At 32.8% G+C, this 21,498-nt stretch carries 22 protein-coding genes; 16 read left to right on the forward strand and 6 right to left on the reverse strand.

Annotated features, from left to right (window positions below):
* Positions 1–543: 543 nt before the first annotated feature.
* Entirely contained in the window at positions 544–1,299 is a 756-nt protein-coding gene (locus E0Y80_RS16540) for a TIGR03915 family putative DNA repair protein (RefSeq protein WP_156308792.1), read from the reverse strand.
* On the reverse strand, positions 1,299–2,552 hold the full coding sequence (locus E0Y80_RS16545; protein ID WP_156308874.1) for a putative DNA modification/repair radical SAM protein: 1,254 nt from the start codon (positions 2,550–2,552) through the stop codon (positions 1,299–1,301). Before E0Y80_RS16545 ends, E0Y80_RS16540 begins: the two co-directional genes overlap by 1 nt.
* A 229-nt stretch (positions 2,553–2,781) precedes the next feature.
* On the opposite strand from E0Y80_RS16545, the gene E0Y80_RS16550 reads away from it, so the two are divergent.
* Both E0Y80_RS16550 and E0Y80_RS16555 read left to right on the forward strand, forming a co-directional pair.
* On the forward strand, positions 2,782–3,792 hold the full coding sequence (locus E0Y80_RS16550) for a ligase-associated DNA damage response exonuclease (protein WP_231596080.1): 1,011 nt from the start codon (positions 2,782–2,784) through the stop codon (positions 3,790–3,792).
* A complete protein-coding gene (locus E0Y80_RS16555; RefSeq protein WP_156308793.1) occupies positions 3,789–5,372 on the forward strand; it encodes an ATP-dependent DNA ligase in 1,584 nt (527 codons plus the stop codon). Before E0Y80_RS16550 ends, E0Y80_RS16555 begins: the two co-directional genes overlap by 4 nt.
* A 41-nt stretch (positions 5,373–5,413) precedes the next feature.
* Here the strand turns inward: E0Y80_RS16555 and E0Y80_RS16560 are convergent, their stop codons facing one another.
* Entirely contained in the window at positions 5,414–7,528 is a 2,115-nt protein-coding gene (locus E0Y80_RS16560) for a catalase (protein ID WP_156308794.1), read from the reverse strand.
* A 153-nt stretch (positions 7,529–7,681) separates the two neighbouring features.
* Between E0Y80_RS16560 and E0Y80_RS16565 the strand changes: the two genes are divergently transcribed.
* Positions 7,682–8,188 (forward strand): pyridoxamine 5'-phosphate oxidase family protein, encoded by a 507-nt coding sequence (locus tag E0Y80_RS16565; RefSeq protein WP_156308795.1) that lies wholly within the window; start codon positions 7,682–7,684, stop codon positions 8,186–8,188.
* Positions 8,189–8,245: 57 nt separating this feature from the next.
* Here the strand turns inward: E0Y80_RS16565 and E0Y80_RS16570 are convergent, their stop codons facing one another.
* Positions 8,246–8,800, reverse strand: a complete 555-nt coding sequence (locus E0Y80_RS16570; RefSeq protein WP_156308796.1) for a lipocalin family protein — start codon at positions 8,798–8,800, stop codon at positions 8,246–8,248.
* Between the two features lie 246 nt (positions 8,801–9,046).
* Between E0Y80_RS16570 and E0Y80_RS16575 the strand changes: the two genes are divergently transcribed.
* The 7 genes from E0Y80_RS16575 (at position 9,047) to E0Y80_RS16605 (ending at position 13,918) form a co-directional block, all read left to right on the forward strand.
* Entirely contained in the window at positions 9,047–11,236 is a 2,190-nt protein-coding gene (locus E0Y80_RS16575; RefSeq protein ID WP_156308797.1) for a sensor histidine kinase, read from the forward strand.
* A 112-nt stretch (positions 11,237–11,348) separates the two neighbouring features.
* On the forward strand, positions 11,349–11,576 hold the full coding sequence (locus E0Y80_RS16580) for a hypothetical protein (RefSeq protein WP_156308798.1): 228 nt from the start codon (positions 11,349–11,351) through the stop codon (positions 11,574–11,576).
* Positions 11,577–11,647: 71 nt separating this feature from the next.
* The gene (locus E0Y80_RS16585; protein WP_231596081.1) at positions 11,648–12,223 is read left to right on the forward strand and encodes an RNA polymerase sigma factor; all 576 of its coding nucleotides are present in this window, start codon (positions 11,648–11,650) and stop codon (positions 12,221–12,223) included.
* A gap of 12 nt (positions 12,224–12,235) precedes the next feature.
* Positions 12,236–12,574: a hypothetical protein gene (locus E0Y80_RS16590; RefSeq protein WP_156308799.1), complete on the forward strand. Its 339-nt coding sequence runs from the start codon at positions 12,236–12,238 to the stop codon at positions 12,572–12,574.
* 106 nt (positions 12,575–12,680) lie between these two features.
* Entirely contained in the window at positions 12,681–12,971 is a 291-nt protein-coding gene (locus tag E0Y80_RS16595) for a hypothetical protein (RefSeq protein WP_156308800.1), read from the forward strand.
* 18 nt (positions 12,972–12,989) lie between these two features.
* On the forward strand, positions 12,990–13,427 hold the full coding sequence (locus E0Y80_RS16600) for an Hsp20/alpha crystallin family protein (protein WP_156308801.1): 438 nt from the start codon (positions 12,990–12,992) through the stop codon (positions 13,425–13,427).
* 92 nt (positions 13,428–13,519) lie between these two features.
* Positions 13,520–13,918, forward strand: coding sequence for a hypothetical protein (locus E0Y80_RS16605; RefSeq protein WP_156308802.1), 399 nt, complete (start codon positions 13,520–13,522; stop codon positions 13,916–13,918).
* A gap of 23 nt (positions 13,919–13,941) precedes the next feature.
* Here E0Y80_RS16605 and E0Y80_RS16610 read toward each other — a convergent pair whose 3' ends face one another.
* Positions 13,942–14,475: a 5' nucleotidase, NT5C type gene (locus E0Y80_RS16610; RefSeq protein WP_156308803.1), complete on the reverse strand. Its 534-nt coding sequence runs from the start codon at positions 14,473–14,475 to the stop codon at positions 13,942–13,944.
* Between the two features lie 44 nt (positions 14,476–14,519).
* Between E0Y80_RS16610 and E0Y80_RS16615 the strand changes: the two genes are divergently transcribed.
* From E0Y80_RS16615 to E0Y80_RS16635, 5 genes are read left to right on the forward strand one after another with little or no spacing between them, the layout of a single operon-like run.
* Positions 14,520–14,879, forward strand: coding sequence for an S-adenosylmethionine decarboxylase family protein (locus tag E0Y80_RS16615; RefSeq protein ID WP_156308804.1), 360 nt, complete (start codon positions 14,520–14,522; stop codon positions 14,877–14,879).
* A 3-nt stretch (positions 14,880–14,882) separates the two neighbouring features.
* The gene (locus E0Y80_RS16620; RefSeq protein ID WP_156308805.1) at positions 14,883–16,292 is read left to right on the forward strand and encodes a hypothetical protein; all 1,410 of its coding nucleotides are present in this window, start codon (positions 14,883–14,885) and stop codon (positions 16,290–16,292) included.
* Between the two features lie 7 nt (positions 16,293–16,299).
* A complete protein-coding gene (locus tag E0Y80_RS16625; RefSeq protein ID WP_156308806.1) occupies positions 16,300–16,518 on the forward strand; it encodes a DUF350 domain-containing protein in 219 nt (72 codons plus the stop codon).
* Entirely contained in the window at positions 16,511–18,025 is a 1,515-nt protein-coding gene (locus E0Y80_RS16630; protein WP_156308807.1) for a polyamine aminopropyltransferase, read from the forward strand. The genes E0Y80_RS16625 and E0Y80_RS16630 overlap by 8 nt, the downstream gene beginning before the upstream one ends.
* Entirely contained in the window at positions 18,003–19,616 is a 1,614-nt protein-coding gene (locus E0Y80_RS16635) for an NAD(P)/FAD-dependent oxidoreductase (RefSeq protein WP_156308808.1), read from the forward strand. The genes E0Y80_RS16630 and E0Y80_RS16635 overlap by 23 nt, the downstream gene beginning before the upstream one ends.
* 1 nt (position 19,617) lies before the next feature.
* On the opposite strand, the gene E0Y80_RS16640 is transcribed toward E0Y80_RS16635, so the two are convergent.
* Positions 19,618–20,529 carry a hypothetical protein gene (locus E0Y80_RS16640; protein WP_156308809.1) on the reverse strand — a complete coding sequence of 304 codons (912 nt, stop codon included), beginning with the start codon at positions 20,527–20,529 and terminating at the stop codon, positions 19,618–19,620.
* Between the two features lie 311 nt (positions 20,530–20,840).
* Between E0Y80_RS16640 and E0Y80_RS16645 the strand changes: the two genes are divergently transcribed.
* On the forward strand, positions 20,841–21,497 hold the full coding sequence (locus E0Y80_RS16645; protein ID WP_156308810.1) for a phosphatase PAP2 family protein: 657 nt from the start codon (positions 20,841–20,843) through the stop codon (positions 21,495–21,497).
* Position 21,498: the final 1 nt, after the last annotated feature.

A 21,498-nucleotide genomic window follows, 5' to 3' on the forward strand; every position in this document is an offset into this window, starting at 1 on the left:
TTTTTCCTGCTTTTTACCTCATTACCAAAAAATCAAAAAACGATTGTAAAGCCTTTATTTACAACCGTTTTCCCTGTTATTAATCTTTGATGTATTTTTACTGAAACTTTATTTTAAATTATAATCCTGCCACAAAAAGCTGGACGACGACTGAAGATCCAATGCCAAGCATTCCTGTTAATGAATTAGCAATACTTGTTCAGCAGCATTTTGGGGTTTTTGTCTAGCCAATTTTTCCAGGTAGAGATTAGTTGCAACGTAATATACTACTGAAGCATTTGCGAATATATTAGTTGAAAAAGAAGCATTTAATATGATTCTAAAAACATTGATGGAGTAGAAACATTGCGACAAAAAGCTCAATTTAAAAAACAACAGCTCTAAAAAAATTAGAGCTGTCTTTTATTTAGTTATTTACCTATTTCTGCCTTAAGGTAAATACTGAAATACTAATACTATCTGCCTTTGCGAGTCCAATTAATAGTAATATATATATAGACGTAACACTTGGGAATGTAATTAGTTGTAAATATTTTTATAGTTTCATTTTTCTACTAAATACTTCCAATATCTTTTAGGTACATGTCTTAAGTGAAGTTTCAAATTTTTTCGAGCTTCAATATTGGTGCTATTAAAATAAGTCTTCCAAAGATGTTGATATTCCAATTCCTTAGGATCAATATCAATTTCTAAATCATATGGATTCTGAACCTGACCTTCGCTTCCATTAGATACTTCTATTAATTCTTTTAAATTATAATGATATCCATAATTTCTGCGAACATCAAATATTAACCAGCGTTGGTCAGCGTAGCGATTTTTAAAGAACTGAGTAATTAAGGGCAAAACATTAAAATCGGGCTCAATAATAGCGGTATATAATTCATCATCTGATTTAACAAATCGGATAAAAGCTTTCATGCGATGCCGCTCTCTACTTACTTTTTTGATGGTTTGATGCATTCTCAAAATATTGGAATTCCCAAAATTCCGTAGATCGATCTTACCAAACTTAAATAAGTCAATCATTATTTTGAAACCGTTTAACCATTCTGAAGGACTATCCGACAAAAAATTATGATAAAAAATTGTAATATCATTTCTTGAAAGGATCTTTTCCATGCCTTGTAGAATTCGATTTGATTTATTGGTATCTGATATGATTTCACGTTCAGTGGAAAAAATATTATGCTCAATATGGATAGCAGTCAATGGAATTGCATCAAACTCTTTTCTTTCAAAAGCTTCAAATATGCAGCACAAATAACCTGGATAACTACCATCAAAAATATAATTCATTAAAATAGACTTAATTGAGTAGAAGGATTAACAAGATCGGGATTCGGATTTTTTTCAAGAATCGACTTCTTCACAATTTCAGGGTAATTAAAACCTTTGTTGATTATGGAGTCCTGGCAAACCATGAAGTATTTTGCTCGATTAAAAGCAATACCTAATTTTTTCAATTGATATTCTTTCAATCGGCCAAATTTTCGGGCTTGCACTATTTTATTTGCTGATTGCCTTCCAATTCCAGGAACACGAATAATCCAGTTATATGATGCTTTATTTATATCAATGGGGAAAAACTGGGGGTTTCTGAGGGCCCATGCAAGTTTAGGATCTATTTCCAATTCTAAATCTTGATGCTTAGAATTAAGGATTTCATTTAAGGAAAACCCATAGAATCTCAGCAACCAATCCGTTTGATAGAGTCGATTTTCACGGATGAGAGGCGGAGGAGTTCCAATTTTTGGAAGTAAGCTGTTACTTGAATTAATGGGTATATAACCCGAATAGTACACACGCTTTAAATTATAGCTTTTATAGAATTCATTAGCCGTTTGCATAATATCAAGATCACTTTCACCAGTTGCGCCAATTACCATTTGAGTGCTTTGACCTGCAGGTACAAAAAGCGGCACTTTTTTAAATGATTTTTTATCTTGTTGAATGGTTTTGATTTCATTCTTAATGATATCTAGTGGCTGTTTTACTGATTGATGATCTTTTTCTGGCGCAACCAATTTTAGCCCCTCTTCAGTTGGGATTTCAAGGTTTACACTCATTCTATCTACATAAAGACCAGCTTCCTTAAGCAGGGCTTCGCTTGCCCCAGGAATTGCCTTTAAATGAATATAACCATGAAATCTTTCTTCAGTCCTTAACTTTTTCACTACGAGCATTAATCTTTCCATCGTATAATCTGCGGATTTAAAGATTCCAGAACTTAGAAATAAACCTTCGATATAATTTCTACGGTAGAAGTTCATAGTTAAGTCAACGACCTCCTTGACTGAAAAGGCTGCTCTCTGAACATCATTACTACGACGACTTACACAAAATGAACAGTCATAAATGCAATAGTTAGTCATTAGTATTTTTAGGAGGGAAACACATCGGCCATCCTCAGTATAGGTATGACAGATTCCACTTGCAGAGGAGTCCCCAATTCCCCCTAAATTTTTTCTCTTTCCTCCGCTGGAACTACAGCTAACATCATATTTTGCGGCATCAGCTAATATTTTCAACTTATCATCAAATCCAAACATGCTTAATTCCTTAGTATTGAGAATCAAATTTACTAATTTTTTTAGCAAATTAAAGTGTGTTAATTAAAGAATTTTATATATTAAAATCCAAGTAGATAGGGATATAAATATTTTAGGATTCTCAAAAATGCTAAAATACCACGATTATAGATGCTGCAGTTATGATTAAAAGAACTTATTAAAGAAATGCTTGTTATATAATGAGGTCAATATCTATAGTTATATAAATATGTTAGAATTTCGTAGGGAGGGAATTTATTGTGTACCTGGTCAATTTTACATAGATCCATGGTTACCCGTTGATTATGCAATAATAACGCATGCACATTCAGATCATGCGCGTATAGGGATGAAAAAATATCTGTGCCATAAATTCACTGAACCGATTTTAAGGTTAAGATTAGGTGCAGATATCAAGGTACAAACTGTCAATTATAATGAGGAGCTATCAATAAATGCAGTCAAAGTTTCCTTACATCCCGCAGGACATATCATAGGTTCTGCTCAAGTTCGCATAGAATATAAAGGTAAGGTAACGGTAGTTTCTGGAGATTTTAAAATCCAAGACGATGGATTAAGTACCCCATTTGAACCTATAAAATGTCATGATTTTATTACTGAAAGCACCTTTGGACTTCCCATTTATAATTGGTTGGAGGTCAATCAAATTAATCAGAATTTGGTTGAATGGGTTCTAAATAACAAAGAGAAAGGCATTAATTCAATTATTATTGGCTATGCATTGGGTAAGGCTCAAAGAATTATGAATGCAGTTAAGGATATTTCTGTGCCCTATGTACACTATGCAATTTCAAAAATTAATAATTCTTTTCTAGAAATTGGAATTCAATTACCGGCATATCAAACTATTGATTTTCAAAATAAACCGAAAGATATGCAAGGAGAAGTTATCATAGTACCTCCTTCCCTCTTTGGTAGCACTATGTTGAAAGGAATTCCTCGATCATTTACGGCAATTTGTTCAGGCTGGATGCAAGTTCGAGGAGCACGCCGCTGGCGAAGTGCTGATGCTGGATTTGCTATCAGCGACCATGCCGATTGGACAGGACTTCTAAAAGCAGTTAAAGAGTCGAATGCTGAACGAGTATATGTTACTCATGGATTCAAATCAGAATTGTCTAGATATTTAAATGAAATAGGTATTGAATCTCATGAGATTACAACCCAATTCGGCGTTGAAGAGGAAATTGATGAAGTGATCAATGAGGAGAAGTCATGAGAGTATTGGCAGATTTAATTAATGCATTGGATAGTACGAATAAGACTAGCAGCAAGATCAAGGCAATTGAAACCTTTCTTTCAGAATCCACTGAATTGGATAAATATTGGTTTTTACGATTATTTACAGGCAAACGGCCAAAAAGATCTGTAAAGACTAATTTATTACGACAATGGGCTACCCAAATTAGCCAGGTTCCAGAATGGCTATTTCAAGAAAGCTATTTGGCAGTTGGAGATCTCGCTGAAACTATTTCCCTCATTATTCCACCTTCAAAAGATACTATTGAAAAAAGTTTGGATCAATGGATGCAGGAAATTATGGCGCTTCCTGCAATGACTGAAGAAGACATCAAATCCTACATTACAACTTCCTGGAATCAATTAGGACAAACAGAAAGGTTCGTCTTCAACAAATTATTGGGAAGCAGTTTTAGGATTGGAGTTTCATCCAAAACATTGATAAATGCTTTTGCGAAATATTATCACACAGATTCGAACTTGGTTTCCCATAGTTTAATGTCTGATTGGGATCATGAAAATCTATCATTTGAGGATTATATTAAAGGTGAACATATCAATGCAAATCTCTCTTCCCCATTCCCGTTTAGTTTAGCCAATTCACTAGATCAGGAATTGGAAGATTTAGGTAGTTCAGAAGATTGGCAAGTTGAATATAAATGGGATGGCATTCGAGGTCAAATTATACATCGAGAAGGCGAGACATTTATTTGGTCACGTGGAGAAGAAATGGTGAACGAACAGTTTCCAGAATTGCTGATTGCACTTGAGAATATAAATAAGGATTTTGTCATTGATGGAGAAATAGTTCCCTATGACCATGAAGGGGTCATGAAATTCAATCAATTACAAAGAAGGTTGAACAGAAAGAACATATCGAAAAAAATGATGGCTGAAATTCCAATTCGATTTATAGCTTTTGATATTTTGGAATTTGATCGGCAAGATTTACGAGAATTTCCATTGAAGGAAAGGAGAAAAATGCTGGAAGAATTAATACTTGAGATTGGTTCGGAAAATTTCATGCTTTCTCAAATAATAGAATTCAAGGAATGGAGTGAATTGGGAGAAATTAGAATAAGCTCAGGAAATATCAATGCTGAAGGATTAATGCTCAAAGGAACGCAATCTAGTTATCCTGTTGGTCGGAAAAAGGGGTTTTGGTGGAAATGGAAAGTTGACCCTATGACCATCGACGCAGTATTAATTTATGCTCAAAGAGGGAGCGGTCGACGTAGTGGTCATTACACAGACTATACTTTTGCTGTTAAGGATGGAGATAAGCTGGTAACGATAGCAAAAGCCTATTCAGGGTTAACAAATTCCGAAATTGCCGAGGTAAGCAAATTTGTTCGCGCAAATTCATTGGAAAAATTTGGCCCCGTTAGGACCGTTAAGCCTGAGTTGGTTTTTGAAATTGCTTTTGAAGGGATTTCATTCAGTAATAGACATAAATCTGGGGTGGCATTGCGTTTTCCAAGAATATTGCGTTGGAGAAAAGACAAACTCCCGAATGAAATTGATGATATAGAAGAAATTAAAAAAATGATTACAGGATAAAAAAGAGAATCGGTCTTTTAACGACCGATTCTCTTTTTTCTCTAGGAAGGTACTTTTCTTGAATTTTCCCTCTCCCACACTCTATGTTTTTTAAGGGCCATAATGAAATTATTAATCCAATTTGGGTCAGATTCGAAGATAACCCCTTGATCCTTTTCAATAAATGATTTTGCAGCAAGCTGTTCAGCAGATTTTGCAAATGCAAGAGCTTTACAATGTCGATAACCTTCATTAATAAATTGTAGGTAATCTGGGTTTTGAGCTAACTTAGCTACTGAATCCCCATCAGGTGTATAGAATCCATCATAAAGAACAGAAGCATCTGTTAAATAAGTATGTTGAATAGGTTCTTCACCCCCCTCTTTATATTTTAATTTACCAACATGTGAGGAGATAAGAACCACCATTGCCCCCTCCTTTTCTAAATTCTTTTTCAATTTATCTACCGAAGCTTTACTTACACCGTCATCTACAAAAAAGGCAATTTTTCTACTTTTAATACTTCCATCATTATCCTTTACTTTCATACTTAGAAATGCGGACTTTTCGACTTCCGGTTTATTTGGTTGAATTGGATAATTGGGATGATTCTGTCTTGCGAATTGCAGTGTTAGAGGATCTAAACTTTTAGCTGGCTTTAATCCTAAGTTCTTACCTATAGCATTCGCCAGCTTTGGATCAACCTGATTTAAAATCGCCAATTCCCTTTTTCTAATATCCTCTGTATTTACTTTAGATAGCTCGAAACTGAAAGCATTAATAACATGTGCTTGTTCCTCAGCAGACAGAGAGTTAAAAAATAATCTTGCTTGGGTAAAATGATCAGCAAAAGAATTCGACCTTGCTCTCACCTTTTTACCATCTACCTGTTGCTTGCCGGTCTGATAGCCTACTTCTCCTTTGAGCATTGCCTGATAAGGACAACCATTTGACTGACTATTAGGAAAATAACTAGTATTACCTTTCAAGATATCTATTCTAGAAAATCCGTCCTTTTGGTTATTATGTTTTCCATTGATGGGTCTATTGATTGGCAATTCATGAAAATTAGGACCTCCTAATCTATAGTTTTGCGTATCCATATAGGAGAAGATTCGTCCCTGCAAAAGAGGATCATCGGAGAAGTCAATACCAGGTACAAGCCTACCAGGATCAAAAGCCGCTTGTTCGGTTTCAGCAAAGAAGTTTTCCGGATTTCTATTCAAGGTCATTGTTCCAATTATTTTCACGGGAACTAATTCCTCTGGGATAATTTTTGTTGGATCCAAAATATCGAATGAGAATTTCATTTCATCTTCCTCTGGAATTAATTGAACCCCTAAATCCCACTGCGGAAATTGTCCGTTTTCGATAGCATCCCAAAGATCCCGACGATGAAAATCGGCATCGAAACCAGAAATTTTCTGGGCTTCATTCCATGCTACTGAATGCACGCCCAATTTTGGCTTCCAGTGGAATTTCACGAAAGTAGATTTTCCTTCAGCATTAATGAATTTAAAGGTATGAACACCAAACCCTTCGATCATGCGTAAACTTCTAGGGATTGCCCGATCAGACATTACCCATAATGACATATGAGCAGCTTCGGGCATCAATGAAATAAAATCCCAGAAGGTATCATGAGCAGAAGCTGCTTGTGGAATTTCATTATTTGGTTCCGGTTTAACAGCATGAACAACATCGGGGAAATTCATGGCGTCCTGAATGAAAAAGACTGGGATATTATTACCTACCAGGTCATAATTTCCTTCTTGGGTATAGAATTTTACTGAGAATCCCCGAACATCACGAGCAAGATCTGTTGATCCTTTAAATCCGGCAACTGTTGAAAATCTTACGAATACAGGAGTTTTAGTTCCTTTCTTTAGAAAATCTGCTGTTGTAATAGAGGAAAGATCTTCTGATGCTTCGAAAACACCATGAGCACCAGACCCACGGGCATGCACAACACGTTCGGGAATCCGTTCCCGATCAAAATGAATTAATTTATCAAAAAAGATATGATCTTGTTGTAACGACGGACCGCGGTCTCCGACCTTCAAGGTATTATTATTATCGAAAACAGGTACGCCATCATTGGTGGTCATAACTTTTCCCATATTATCGACTACATGTTCATCGATGTGAGGGGCATCAGAATTTTTCTTTTTTTTCATAGTAATAGATCTTGAATTTTATGTGTGTGTAGTTTTCCAAATCAATTCTTGGATATTGCACATTATTATTAACAAAGTATTTTGCTATTAGTTCGCAATATTTTGAAAAGAACAATTTCTTCGTTTTAAGTGTTGAATAGAAAAAGAAATATTATGGCAGAGAAAAATTTAAATGATAAAGAAGCTAGAGAAAAACTTAAATCAATAGTAGATCAAATTGATATAGGAATGGTCTGTTCATTCAATACTAATTCAGATTATCCTCATGGGGTTCCTATGAGTAGACAAGAGGTAGATGAAGAAGGCTATATATGGTACATATGTTCTGCAGAAAGCGAGACTTTTAAAAATATAGAGTCCAATCCAAAAGTTTCCATATTTTATGCAGAGCCGAAGAACTATACCTTTCTAAGTATAGCTGGCACTGCCAGTTTGACTAGAGATCAGCAAAGGATTGATCGTTACTGGAAAAAGATGATGGAAGGCTGGTTTGAAAAAGGTAAGGAAGATCCTAATATAAGATTAATTCAAGTAGATCCTCAAGATGCTCATTATTGGGATTCAGATTCAAATATGATTGCAACAATCTTCAAAATGGTAAGAAACTCCATTACTGGGAGTAATGAAGATATCGGAAAAGAAGGAGACTTGAATCTTTAAGGTTCAAAAAAATCCAGGTTTCATTGAACCTGGATTTTTTTATAAAGGCATATATTTTTATTTTTTATCTGTCTGTTTGGTCCAAACCAATTTATCTAAATTATAACCTGCATCTAAAGCAATTTTAATAAACTTTTGTTGAACACTTTCAGGCATAGTTTTATTTCTTGAAAGGAACCAGATATAATCTTTACTTTCACCAAAAACAAGGGCATTTTCATAATTTGGATCCATAGCTACTATATTGTAACCCGAATAAAATGGGCCAAAGAATGAAACCTTTAATGCTCCTTTATCTGATTCCCCAATAAACTTAGCTTTACCTTCTGATTCCTTCCACTCATTTTTTATAGTATCGAATCCACGATTAAGAACTTTCACAGAGCCGTCGTCATTTAAAGTATATTCAGCAGTTACCTGATCCATATCCTTCTCATGTTTGAAATCAAATCTTGCGATTTCATACCATTTTCCAGCATAGGATTTAATATCAAAATTATCAACCACTTTAACTCCTACTGGCACTTTGACTGATTTGCAAGCTTGAAATAAAAATGGGGATAATACAATTGCAGAACCCAATGCTATTTTTAAATATTTTGAATATTTCATTTTATGTTTTTTAATTAAACAATTTCTATTGAGAATAGTTCTCCACCGATAATTTTGAAAATAAGTTTCAATTTTGTAACATTATAATGAATAGAGTATCAAAACACCTATCCAATCTATTAATTACATGTTTTAAACAAATATTAACACATTTGTTAAATTAATTCTTCTTACTTTGCATTGCTTTAAAAAATTTTCAATTGGTTTTAAAATTTTTTAAAAGAAAACACGAACGCTACCAATATAATGCAACAAATTAAATGTGAAGATGAGAGAATTCAATACCTTGGATTACTTCAAGACCTCGGATTTTTAATCATTTTTGACCAACAGGGGTTTTTAATTGCAGTAAGTGATCAAATTGATCAATATCTACCATTACAAACAGCAGACAATCTTATTGGTAAGCATATTTCAGAATTAACGATATCTGATTTCCAACTCGACGAATTTATAAAGAATACAGTTGCAGAAATTAGTAAGATTAATGATTTCAAGAAGATTACTGAAAAAGTTGACCTTGCAGATCAAGAATTTTATATTACAATTTCAAATTTTAACAATTTAATCTATGTTGAATTTGAAAGATGTATAATTCACGAACAAAATAACAGGAACTTATTTAACAACAGATTGATTGCTCTTCAGAATGAAGAACAAGATGTTTGGAAAGTGCTTTCAGATATTTTATCAGAAAATTTGAATGTTGACCGATTGATGGTCTACCAATTCAATGAAGATAATAGTGGAATTGTCATTGCTGAGGCTTTAAAACATTCAGGATTAGATTCCTACTTAGGATTAAATTATCCTGAATTTGACATTCCGCGTCAAGCCAGAGAATTATATAAAACAGTGCATTGCAGATTTATAACTGACGTAGATGCAAAACCATCGAGAATAATCAGTAAAGATAATCAGGAGATAAACCTGCAAAACATATCCTTGAGACGTCTATCTCCTATACATTTACAATATCTCAAAAATGCTGGGTTTCAATCAAGCATTAGTTTTTCGATAATCATTCAGGGCGAATTATGGGGATTAGTATGTTGCCAAAATATTGAACCTAAACATATCGACTTAGCAGTTCGAAATTTTTCCTTGATGGCAACCAACTTTGCTGCAAATAAATTCCAGCAATTAGAGGATAAAGAAAGGCTGGAATACTTTAGGGAAGTTCAAGAATTAGAATTGACCTTAAAGGAAAAGCTTCTATTGAAAAGCAATATATTTCCCGAATTGAAGTTGTATGCAAAGGAACTAATGGATGTCTTAGATGCCGATGGTATTGCAATTGGATTTGAGGATTCTATTTATTTAGAAGGGATTACACCGGAAAAGGAATCATTAAGATCATCATTACCTTTGGTTAGTTCATTATCTACCGAGCATTTATTTATAAGTCATCATCTTTCCAAATTTCCTGATCTTTTCAAGAGTTATCAACACGATATTGCTGGTATAGCAATAGCGGAAATTGATCGTAAAAAGGATTTCTTTATTGCCTGGTTTAGAAAAGAAATTGTACTTGATAGAAGTTGGGCGGGGAAGCCCGAAAAAATCTATGAAGAGGATAAATTAGAAGGTAAGTTAAAACCTTCTCCTCGAACGTCTTTTACAGCTTGGCGAGAGCAAGTTGCTGGAACTTCGAGAATATGGACTAAAAAGCAATTGTATTTTGTCACTAGAATTCGAGAACTTTTAAGGGATTCTTTAATCAATAAGGCTGTTGAAATTGACAATCTCAATAAACAACTCATTGAGATGAACAATTCATTGGATACCTATGCTTATACTATAAGTCATGACTTGAAAAATCCACTATCTGCTATAAAAGTTTCTACTGAATTTCTACAATATAGACAGGATGTCAAACCTGAGCTATTAAAAAAAATGACCACAAATATTTTAGACTCAGTACATATCATTCTTAATATGTTAGATAAAATTCACCAGTTCTCAAAAGCTAGCTCATTTAATTTTGAAAGAGAAATGGTTGAACCTGATAATTTTATTAATGAGATTATTGAAATGAGCAAACATAGATTTGGATCTAATAATGTTGAAGTCAAAGTTGGCAAATTAATGGCTGTTCAGGGAGAGAAAACTTTATTATATCAACTTTTTTTAAATATCATAGGAAATGCAGTAAAATACTCTGGTAAAACAGAATATGCTAAAGTTGAAATAAATTCTGCCCTTACTGATAATGGTATTATCTACATAATTAGTGATAATGGTATTGGTATAGCTGAGGATGAATTAGCATCTATCTATGAAATGTTCAAGAGAATGTCGAACTCCTCAGGATATGAAGGATCAGGTGTTGGTATGGCTATCGTAAAAAGGATATCTGACAAATTAGGGATAGATATTTCAATTAAAAGTAAAATCAATGAAGGAACTACAGTTAAATTGATGTTCCCATTATAAAAGAAATTGAGAATGGATTATCATCATTCACTCCGTTTTCAAATAAACGAATATATATTAGCTCCTTAAGGAGCTATTTTTATTTATATTATCCACAAAATAAATCTAACTAATGAAGATAATTGTTATAACTGGACAACTTTACGTTGAAGACAGGAACAAACTCACCAAACAGGTTGATATTGATATGAGTAAAAAATTAAATATCGAACTTGAAGAGCGTTTAAAAGAATACGATGGGATGAATTTAAAATTAACTGGACCTGTTCAGACTCATTTTGAAGAACCTATAAATTATTTAAAAGTCTATTATTCAGCAACATTTATAGTGGAAGAATAAAATAGAAGCTATTAATTTTAATTATTTTAAAATATTTAAAGTAAAATCATTTTTAAATCGTCTATGGCCTTATGGACGAAGCACAGCTAGAAAACATGTCGGATCGGGATTCTAAATCTTTTTCGGCCATTGTCAAAGAGAATGGCGGACAATTACTGCGTTTTGTAAAAGCGAGGGTGCAAAAGACTGCCGATGCGGAGGATATTTTACAAGAGGTATGGTTTCAATTTTCAAGAGTTACAAATATTGATGATTTGGGAAATGCTGGTGCTTGGCTATATGCAGTAACCCGGAATAAAATTACGGACAGTTATAGAAAAAAGAAGAATGAGTCATTAGATGAGCTTACCGAATTCGGTGATGAGGACTCCTTCCCTATTGCTCATCTCTTGGTAGCAGAAGAAAGCGACAATGCAGAACTTAAAATGTTTAAGGATATTTTTTGGGATGAATTGATGAAAGCCTTAGAAGAGTTACCTGAAAAACAACGTAAGGTATTTATCTTGAATGAAATAGAGGAATTAACCTTACAACAGATAGCGGATATTGAAAATGAAAATATAAAGACTATTATCAGCCGAAAAAGTTATGCAGTTAAACATCTGCGATTAAGGTTGAGAGGGTTATATGATGAATTAAAGTCTTAAAAAAAATTAGTGATGAACACAGAATTGAAAAATAGAAGAAAAGGAAAGAAAATTTTTATTGGATTGGTGATTGTTGCCTTGTTCTTTTTGGTAGTTGCCTTATTCCAGGTTCTATGGAATAATTTGATGCCTGAAATCTTTGGTCTAAGAACAATTAGTTATTGTCAATCTTTAGGGTTGCTTGTTTTATCGAAGATTCTTTTTGGGGGAGGATTTGGTCGGCCAGGTGGAGGTTTTCGCAGAAAATTTAGAAGGGATAGAACATTGGACAGCTCTGATATAAGTGAAGAGGATAAGGAAAAGTTACGTGAAGAATGGAGACGGAGATTTGATTCCAAATGTAGATTTTAAGGTGCTGAGAATATAAATTGAAAAAAAATCAAATTTTTTAAAGTAAAAGGCCGGGTATAGGCGTCTACTACATCAAAGGCCTTTAAATAATTAAAAAATTAAAAACATGAAAAATAAAATTCGATTTATAATCCCGAGACTTTTAGTTATAACAGCTGTCGTCGGTATAGTAAGCTTAATTATTGGAGCGATTTTTAAAATCCTTCTTTTAGCTACCATCTTATTTTCAGTCGGAGCTTTAATTTATTCCAAAATTAGAAAACACAAAATGGAAGAAAATTATCTTTCAGCAATTGACAGAAATGATGACTATTATTTATCATATAAAAAGCATGCTGTAATACCAGTACAATATGCTAAAAGAACGAGTAAACCTACGATAATCCCTATTTATTAATTCATTAAAAAAAAGAAAATGTTTAGAAGAGAACAATATAATCGCACAGCACAAGACAATCAGTGTCGTCATAATTTAAGAAGAAAATTTGACCGCTTTATGAATGAATCAGGTTCATTTGGAAGAAACAATAAAGCTTATATTCCGGTCAACATTGCAGAGAATGAAGAATTCTACCAAGTTCAGGTATATGCAGCGGGAAGAAGCAAAGAACAATTTCAAGTCAATATAAACGATCAAATTTTGACCATCAGCTGTAAGGAAGCAGAACTTGAGCCAGGAATGAAATATATTTATCAGGAACAGCAACTGAGTGCTTTTGAAAGAGCATTCCAATTACAGGATGAAGTATTTTTGGACAATGTACATGCAAGTTTTGAAGACGGTGTGCTCACCGTCATTCTTCAAAAAGATCCTACAAAGATTAAACCAGCTCAGGAAGTTGTTGTATCTTAAAAAATCAGTTAAGAATATTTTTATAAAGAGCAGTCTTAGGATTGCTCTTTTACTTTTAAACGAACGTCGCAGAATTTTACTATTTTAATACGATGAAGTTTAAATATAAAGTCAATCCTATTGGTCTCTTAATTCAAATAGGCATGTTAGGTCTTGCCTATGTTTTATTTTTTACAAGAAAAAAAGAATCACTGAGATTTGATTTTATTTATCAACGGCTTCCAGATTTTCATACACATGTATCAAATTTCTCAATTTCCTATATTATCATTTCAGGAGTAGGTTTTCTTTGGCTTTTAATTGGGATACCTTTTCGTATAATAATTTACTTTTCATTACTCATTATTACCATTAATATAATTTATGAATTTTGGATTCCAATATTAAATACAATTGATAAGGTAGATGCCTATTATGGAATATTTGGCAGTTTATTAGCAGTAGTTCAGCTGTTTTTTATTCATAAATGTTGTTTAAAACCAATTGAATAGGAAATTATTTAATTTCCAAAGATTTAATTTCCAAAGAAGTACTTTTCTACAGCCTTCCAATCATTCATTCTTTCAAATCCTAGCTCATTAATATTATGGTAAGCATTAAATAATAGTCCTTTACCTGAAAATGAACGCAAGTTATAGATATGATCATCAATCATATAATCGGCCTTAATTATACTTTTATCACCACAAAATACGACCTGCTGCCAAGTTATAAATGGAAAATACTCCTTTAACCATTCAAACTTTTCAACTAAACTCCAAGGGAATTCCATCGCTGCAGAGACTATATAAATATTAAAATTATCATTCAATCGCTTTACCACATCTTGCGCCGAGGAATTTAGAGGTAAAGTTCTAAAGAAATCAGGTTTTTCAAGGTAGCGATATACAGCTTTAGGATCTTCAAAACATTCAGCTTCTGGTTTTCCTTGAATTTCTTCCTCAGTTATTGATATTCCTGTTTCGATAAAATGATATGCCAGATAATGCGCCATATTGTTGGCAAGGACGCCATCCATATCAATAGCAATTGTTTTTCGAGTTGACATATTGAAAGATATGAATTATATTCGGGCTATCAATTATTAATTTAATGGAGGATAATTATAGGCCAGGGAAACATTTGTTGCTTACCCTTCAAGTTTCGGATCAAAATTTACTATGTGATTTAGAATCCTTTATGCTATTTACATCAGTCAATTTGGAAAAATTCGATTTGAAAATGGTTGGTCAATCTTCACATATTTTTGAAGGAAATGGTTTTACTGCAGCAGTTTGTTTAATGGAGTCTCATATCTGTATCCATACATGGCCGGAATACAATCAGTTAACATTAGATATCTATCTCTGTAATTACTTGAAAGACAATTCTAAAAAAGTAATAGAACTAGGAAATGCTTATAAAGCATATTTTTCATCCAATGTATTAAACGAAACATTAGTAAATCGATAACCTATGGAAATAATATGTCTTAATTGTTCTCATAAACAAAAATTTCCATTAGAAGTTTACGACTATTTAGGTTATGTCTGCCCATCCTGTCATGCGTATTATGCAGGATCACACCCTGATTATTGGGTTTATAGGAAAACATTTGAACCCTTGAAAACGCCACAATGGCCTTCCCTTTCAGAATTTATTTTGGTGGGCAATAATCACCCATGTATCATTACAAAAATCCAACGAAAGAGTAGTTCAGGAATCAGCAATGAATATGTAGGATTAACTAAAGAAGACAAAGATGTATTTTTCAGCGATGGTGAAGATTACTATTGCATCCTCGCCAGTATTCCTTTTAATGAAAGGAGAATTGATAGAAATACACTTACTTATAATCAAAGGAAATATGTTTTAGAAGAAACTATTGAACAAACGGTGGTTTATGCTGAAGGCTTTATATTTGAAGATTTAGAAGAAAAATCATTAGCTAGTTCCTATATAGATCAATCAAGTGATGATCGTTTTATTTCTGAAGAGATTATTAACGGCGAAAAGGAATACTACTTAGGAACGTATTGGAGCAGGGATCAATATTTAAGTTTATTTGATAAATATAGATCTCATAAGGATTTATCTGGGAAATTGGGCACCAAGCTTCTTATGATTTTCATCCCCTTAATTATTCTTCCTGCATTAGTATTTTTTTTTTACAACAAACCTCATAGGATAATTCAAACTATAGAGTTCAATGAAACATTTTCTGGTCCTAGCATCAATAATAGCTTTGTTTCAACAGCTTTTGAACTAAAGGGAAATGTTAACAAAACGCTGAAATATGAAGGATTTTCAATTCCCAACCAATCCAGCATACAACTTAAAATGAGCTTGGTGAACGAACGCACCAATGAAGTCATAAATTTACGTCCAATACTCCATCAACATAACATTCCAGACCAAAATAAGGAGGGAGCTTATGCAAACGCCATCGACATTGACTTTTGTAGAGTAGCTCCAGGGAAATACCATTTAATCTATGAAACTTCAGGAAGTTCGACAGACAATTCTCCCTTAAAATTGGAAGAAAGAATCAAATTAATGTATGGTGGGCTTAGTTATATGCCTTTGATTGTTACCTATATTGCTTTAATTATAGGGGTTTTAGTTGTAGGTGCAGGAATTGTATCAATAGATAATCTTAAAAAATATAGCCATGAGAATCCTCCAAGTTCCATTAAACTCATAAGTAAATCAGGTTTCATCATTTATTATCCAGCCATGTTTTTATTGATGTTTGGATTACAATATTTCAATGAAAGAAAAAGCTGTGAATCGAGGATTAATATAGACAATCAAGTAGACCATACGGGAACTGGAAGTTCCAGAACATATTTTAGAAGATCACTTATTACAGGAAGTCATAAATAAACATAATATGAATTACGATTATTTTTTCAAAGGCATAGCAGCCTCCGTTATCTATTCTTTAATAGGAATTATTATCCTATTGCTTGCTTATTTGTTAATAGAAAAATTGACCCCAGAGAAATCATGGCAAGAAATTGTTCAAAATAAAAATGTTGCTTTAGCTATCGTTTTTGCAAGTTTTATATTAGGGATTTCGATTATTATAGCTGCTTCCATACATGGATAGAAAGAAAAATCTTTCCATTTTTCTTTTGATAGCAGTATTCATCATTTCAATCTGTGGATTGGTGTATGAACTAGTTGCGGGGGCATTAGCAAGCTATCTTTTAGGAGATTCGGTAAAGCAATTTTCATTTATTATTGGCACCTATTTATTTTCTATGGGTGTTGGTTCCTATCTCGCCAAGTTTATTCAAAAGAATCTTTTTGATAAATTTATTGAAATAGAACTCTTGATTGGGATGATTGGAGGATTAAGCTCCGTTTTATTGTTTCTCCTATTTCAACAGGTAGAACATTTTCAATTTATCCTTTATTTTGTAGTCTTTTTGACAGGATGTTTATGTGGTATGGAAATTCCACTATTAATGAATATCTTAAAAGATAGAGTACAATTTAAGGATCTCGTATCTAATGTCTTTGCATTTGACTATATCGGAGCACTTATTGCCTCTGTATTATTCCCCATTTTGTTAATTCCAAAGCTTGGAGTAATGGGTACTTCCCTTTTCTTTGGAATGATTAATATTCTTGTCGGTGTATTCTTGGCATTTTATTTAAGCGATTTTTTAAAACGTTCTACCTTTATAAAGATCAAGGCAATTGTTTGCTTCTTGGTATTAACAGTGGTATTTATTTATTCGGACAAACTTTTAAATTACTCTGAAAATCAACTTTACGGGAATAATATAATATATAAACACACAACTCCATATCAAAGGATTGTTTTGACAACAACCGGGGATGATTACCAATTGTTCCTGAACAATAACCTCCAGTTCAACACAAAGGATGAATACAGATATCATGAAAGCTTGGTCCATCCAGCCATGTCTATTGCTAAAAATCCTAAACATATTTTGGTTTTAGGTGGCGGTGATGGTTTGGCAGCAAGAGAAATATTAAAATATCCAAGTGTTGAGAAGATTACTCTAGTGGACCTTGATGAAGGTATGACGAAATTGTTTCAAACCAATGAAATATTGAGAAAACATAATTCCAATAGTTTGAACAATCCAAAATTAAGCATTATCAATATGGATGCTTTTATTTGGCTACAGGAGCACCATGATCTTTATGATGTTATTATTGTTGATTTCCCAGATCCTTCAAATTATAGTCTTGGGAAACTATATTCTACTGCATTTTACAAACGTTTAAAATCAATAATGAATCAAGATTGTATTATTGCAGTCCAGACAACATCACCTTATTATGCACCTAAATCTTATTGGTGCATATATGAAACTATTGCTTCAATTTTTCCAAATCCACAGGCATATCATGCGTATGTTCCATCATTTGGAGAATGGGGATATTGTCTTTTCTCTCCGAACAGTAATATTGATTTTAACCAGGTAAACTTTAAAGTTGCAGGCTTGAAATTTTATGATTACAATTTTTCAAAAATGATGGATTTTGCAGATGACATGAAAAAACGTGAAGTAGAAATTAATAGATTGGACAACCAGATTTTAGTGAGGTACTTTGATGAAGAATGGGGAAAAATCTAATTGGTCAAGACGAAATTTCCTAAAGTCTACTTTTATTTTAGGAATATCTTCCCAATTTTTACATTCATGCAAGCAACAAGCAAATCGAATTTTCCTCAAATTAACAGGTACTAAACATGTTTTAGGGCATCGTTTGAGGTTTCCAGATTTTCCGATTCCAGCGCAGGAATTCCATATGCCTACTATGATATTAGGCGGAGGTATTGCTGGCTTATCAGCAGCATATCAATTCAATGAAACTGGTTTTGAACATTTTATTTTGGTGGAAATGGAAAATAGTGTTGGTGGTAACTCAAGGTCAGGTCAAAATAAATACTCAAAATTTCCTCTTGGAGCCCATTACCTGCCTATTCCTAATGCCTCTAATAAGGAAATTTATAATTTCTTAGAAAAATCAAAAATAGTTACCGGTTGGACAGCAGATCAAAAACCCATATTTGATGAAGAACAACTGACATTTTCTCCACAAAGTCGTCTTTTTATTAAAAATTATTGGCAAGAAGGAACTATTCCTGAATATAGTTTGACTGAAGAAGAAAAAGCAGATTTTATAAGATTTTTTGAACAAATGAAAATCTTTAGCAAATCTAGGGGAAATGATGGGAAGTACATCTTTGATATCCCGACCATGTTTGCCTCCAAGGAACATGATTTCTATTCTTTGGATAAAATTACAATGGAAAAGTGGATGCAGTCTCAAGGTTATCAATCAGTTGATTTATTTGAATATGTCAATTATTGCTGTAGGGATGATTTTGGAACAGGAATTAAACATACCTCAGCTTTTGCAGGAATACATTATTTCAGTAGTAGGAAACATGACTATTATCCTGACGATGACCATGTTTTAACATGGCAAGAAGGTAATTCAAGATTGGTTCAACATCTCAAAACTTATGTAGAAGGCAAAATTAAAACCAATCTTTTGGCATACAAAATAGAAATAGAGCAGGATAAAGTAAAGGTTTATTTATATGACTCAAAAAATGATAAATCAATTATTTACATAGTTGATAAGCTTATCATATCCAGTCCTCAATTTGTAAATCAGTACCTACTGCCTCAAAGAAAAACTATGACCAAAGTATGTCAATATGCACCTTGGATTACGGCTACAATTGTACTTAAAAAGTTTCCTCCAACAGTAGGTGCTCCCCTTTCTTGGGATAATGTTATTCATGCTGGCAAAGGATTAGGATATATATATGATCAGCATCAAGGATTAGGACAATTCCAAAATCCTTTTGTATTAACTTATTATCATAGTATGGACGGTCCCGATTTAAGGGTGGAACGACAGCAACTTTATGATTATAGTGACAAGGAATGGCGTGATTTTATCATTGAAGATCTTTCTACAGCTCACTTCGAAATCGAAAAAGAAATTGAATCCATTGAGATCTTTAGACTAGGACATGGAATGATAAGCCCTGTAGTTGGATACCTTAGTTCAAATGAGAGGAAAGAATTAGAAAAACCTATCGATAAAAAGATATTTTTTGCTCATTCTGATCTTTCAGGAATTTCGATTTTTGAAGAGTCCTTCTACAGAGGAATTATGGCCGCTAAGGAAGTGATTGATTCAATATAAGTTATTTATCTTGATTCTTACTACAAAAAAACCTTAAGAAATTTCTTGCTTTAAAATCTGATAGAGTTCCTAATTTATAGAATGCAACACAGGCTTCTTCTTGCTTATTCACCAGCAAATAACATATTCCCATTGATTTTAAATAGTCATCATAGAAAAGACCTCCATACTGATTTCTGTTAATTTCAATATCCTTTACTTCTTCAAATAGTTTTAAAGCTTCTTCTGGTTTATTATTCCTATATAATTCTTCTCCTTCGAAAAAATTATCTTTTAACTTTTCTATCTCAGGATTTCTCTTTTTGTTTGTATAACTCAAATAATTAATGGTCTCTTTAATAAGCATATTTTCACCAGTATAATTAAAGTAATAATCATTAATTTTTGGAATTGCTTTTAAAAATTCCTCTTCCATTTTTTTATCCAAAGTTGGAATAAATTTTACATCTCTAATTTTGTTATTTGTGTCTAAAACAAATTCAACTTCACAATAAAATTCACCTTTAGCTTTCTTTTTCAATTCTGGGGAGAAATAACTCATAGTTTCGGCAAAACCTAATGAAGAAGTAAACTGGGCTTTATTAAATGCATCTTGAAGCAGTAATTTTTCTCCGTTCCTTTCTTCATATTTAGAAGCAAATTCAGGATAAGTCTTTAAAAAAACACTGTCTTTTAACAAGTAGAATACTTGATCAGGACTACCTCTTTCCTGTAGGATCAGATAATCACCGTCAAGACGATAATAAAGAGTTCGATTTAGGAGATTGATGTTATTAAAACTATCATAATTTGCTTTTTGTGAACTGTCATTGATTTTAATATTTCCTTTGCTAATCGTATAGATGACTTCGGCAGAAAACATGTTACTATGAACAGTAGAAAATCCCCCTTCAGAATCTAATGCATAATCCAAAATCCAAGTTCCCAATAATTTGTTTTCTTGAGCAACTGTTATATTATTTAAGAATGAAATAAATGAAAATGCAATTATAACAATTGCATGGAAATAACTGCGCAAAGCAGGTTTAACACAAAATTTCATAATAACTGAATTGGTTATGGAAGTTAACTAATTTTCTCATATGATTGAATATAGAAATATTAATTTTTGTTTAAGTATTTAAAATTTAATAACAAATATTTAACAATCAACACTTTATCTCCTAACAGTAACATAATATTTGAATTTTATTTTTATCGGTAAATAATAATAAGATTAACCGAATGCAACTTTTACATAATCTTTTCAAAGAAAACAGAGTCTTTTTCATCTGTTTCCTACTCTGGTATTTTGTAGTTAGTATTTTTATTTTTTCTCTTCCAAAAAATGAAGGCTTTATTCTCGTAAATTCTCAGCATTCATTGTTTTTCGATTATTTCTTTACTGTAATTACTCAATTTGGAGACGGTATATTAATTATTTTCCTTGGTCTTTTATGCTTTTTTATTTGGTCAAAGCGATTAGGCGTAGCCGTTATTGCTACCTATATAGGCTCCGGATTAATTTGTATTTTACTTAAGAAAACCTTTAAATTATACAGACCTGGATTTCATTTATACGATGATCCTTCCTTTCATTCATTGTCTTGGCTACCAATGGCAAATCATAATTCGTTTCCTTCTGGCCATACAACATCTGCTTTCGCACTCGCAACAACCCTGGCATTATTCTCCAAAAATAAAAAATTGGGCATAATAGCACTTTGTATAGCATGCTTGACAGGGTATTCAAGGGTTTATTTAAGTCAACACTATATGGACGATGTTTGGTTCGGAAGCATGTTGGGCACCGGATTCTCTTGTCTATACGCCATGCTTCTTAACTATTTCAAGGAGAATAGATTTAATTTAACATTTTTCCCTCCAAACTTTAAAATTTAAC

The sequence above is a fragment of the Sphingobacterium endophyticum genome, assembly GCF_009733535.1.
Classification (GTDB): Bacteria; Bacteroidota; Bacteroidia; order Sphingobacteriales; family Sphingobacteriaceae; genus Sphingobacterium; species Sphingobacterium endophyticum.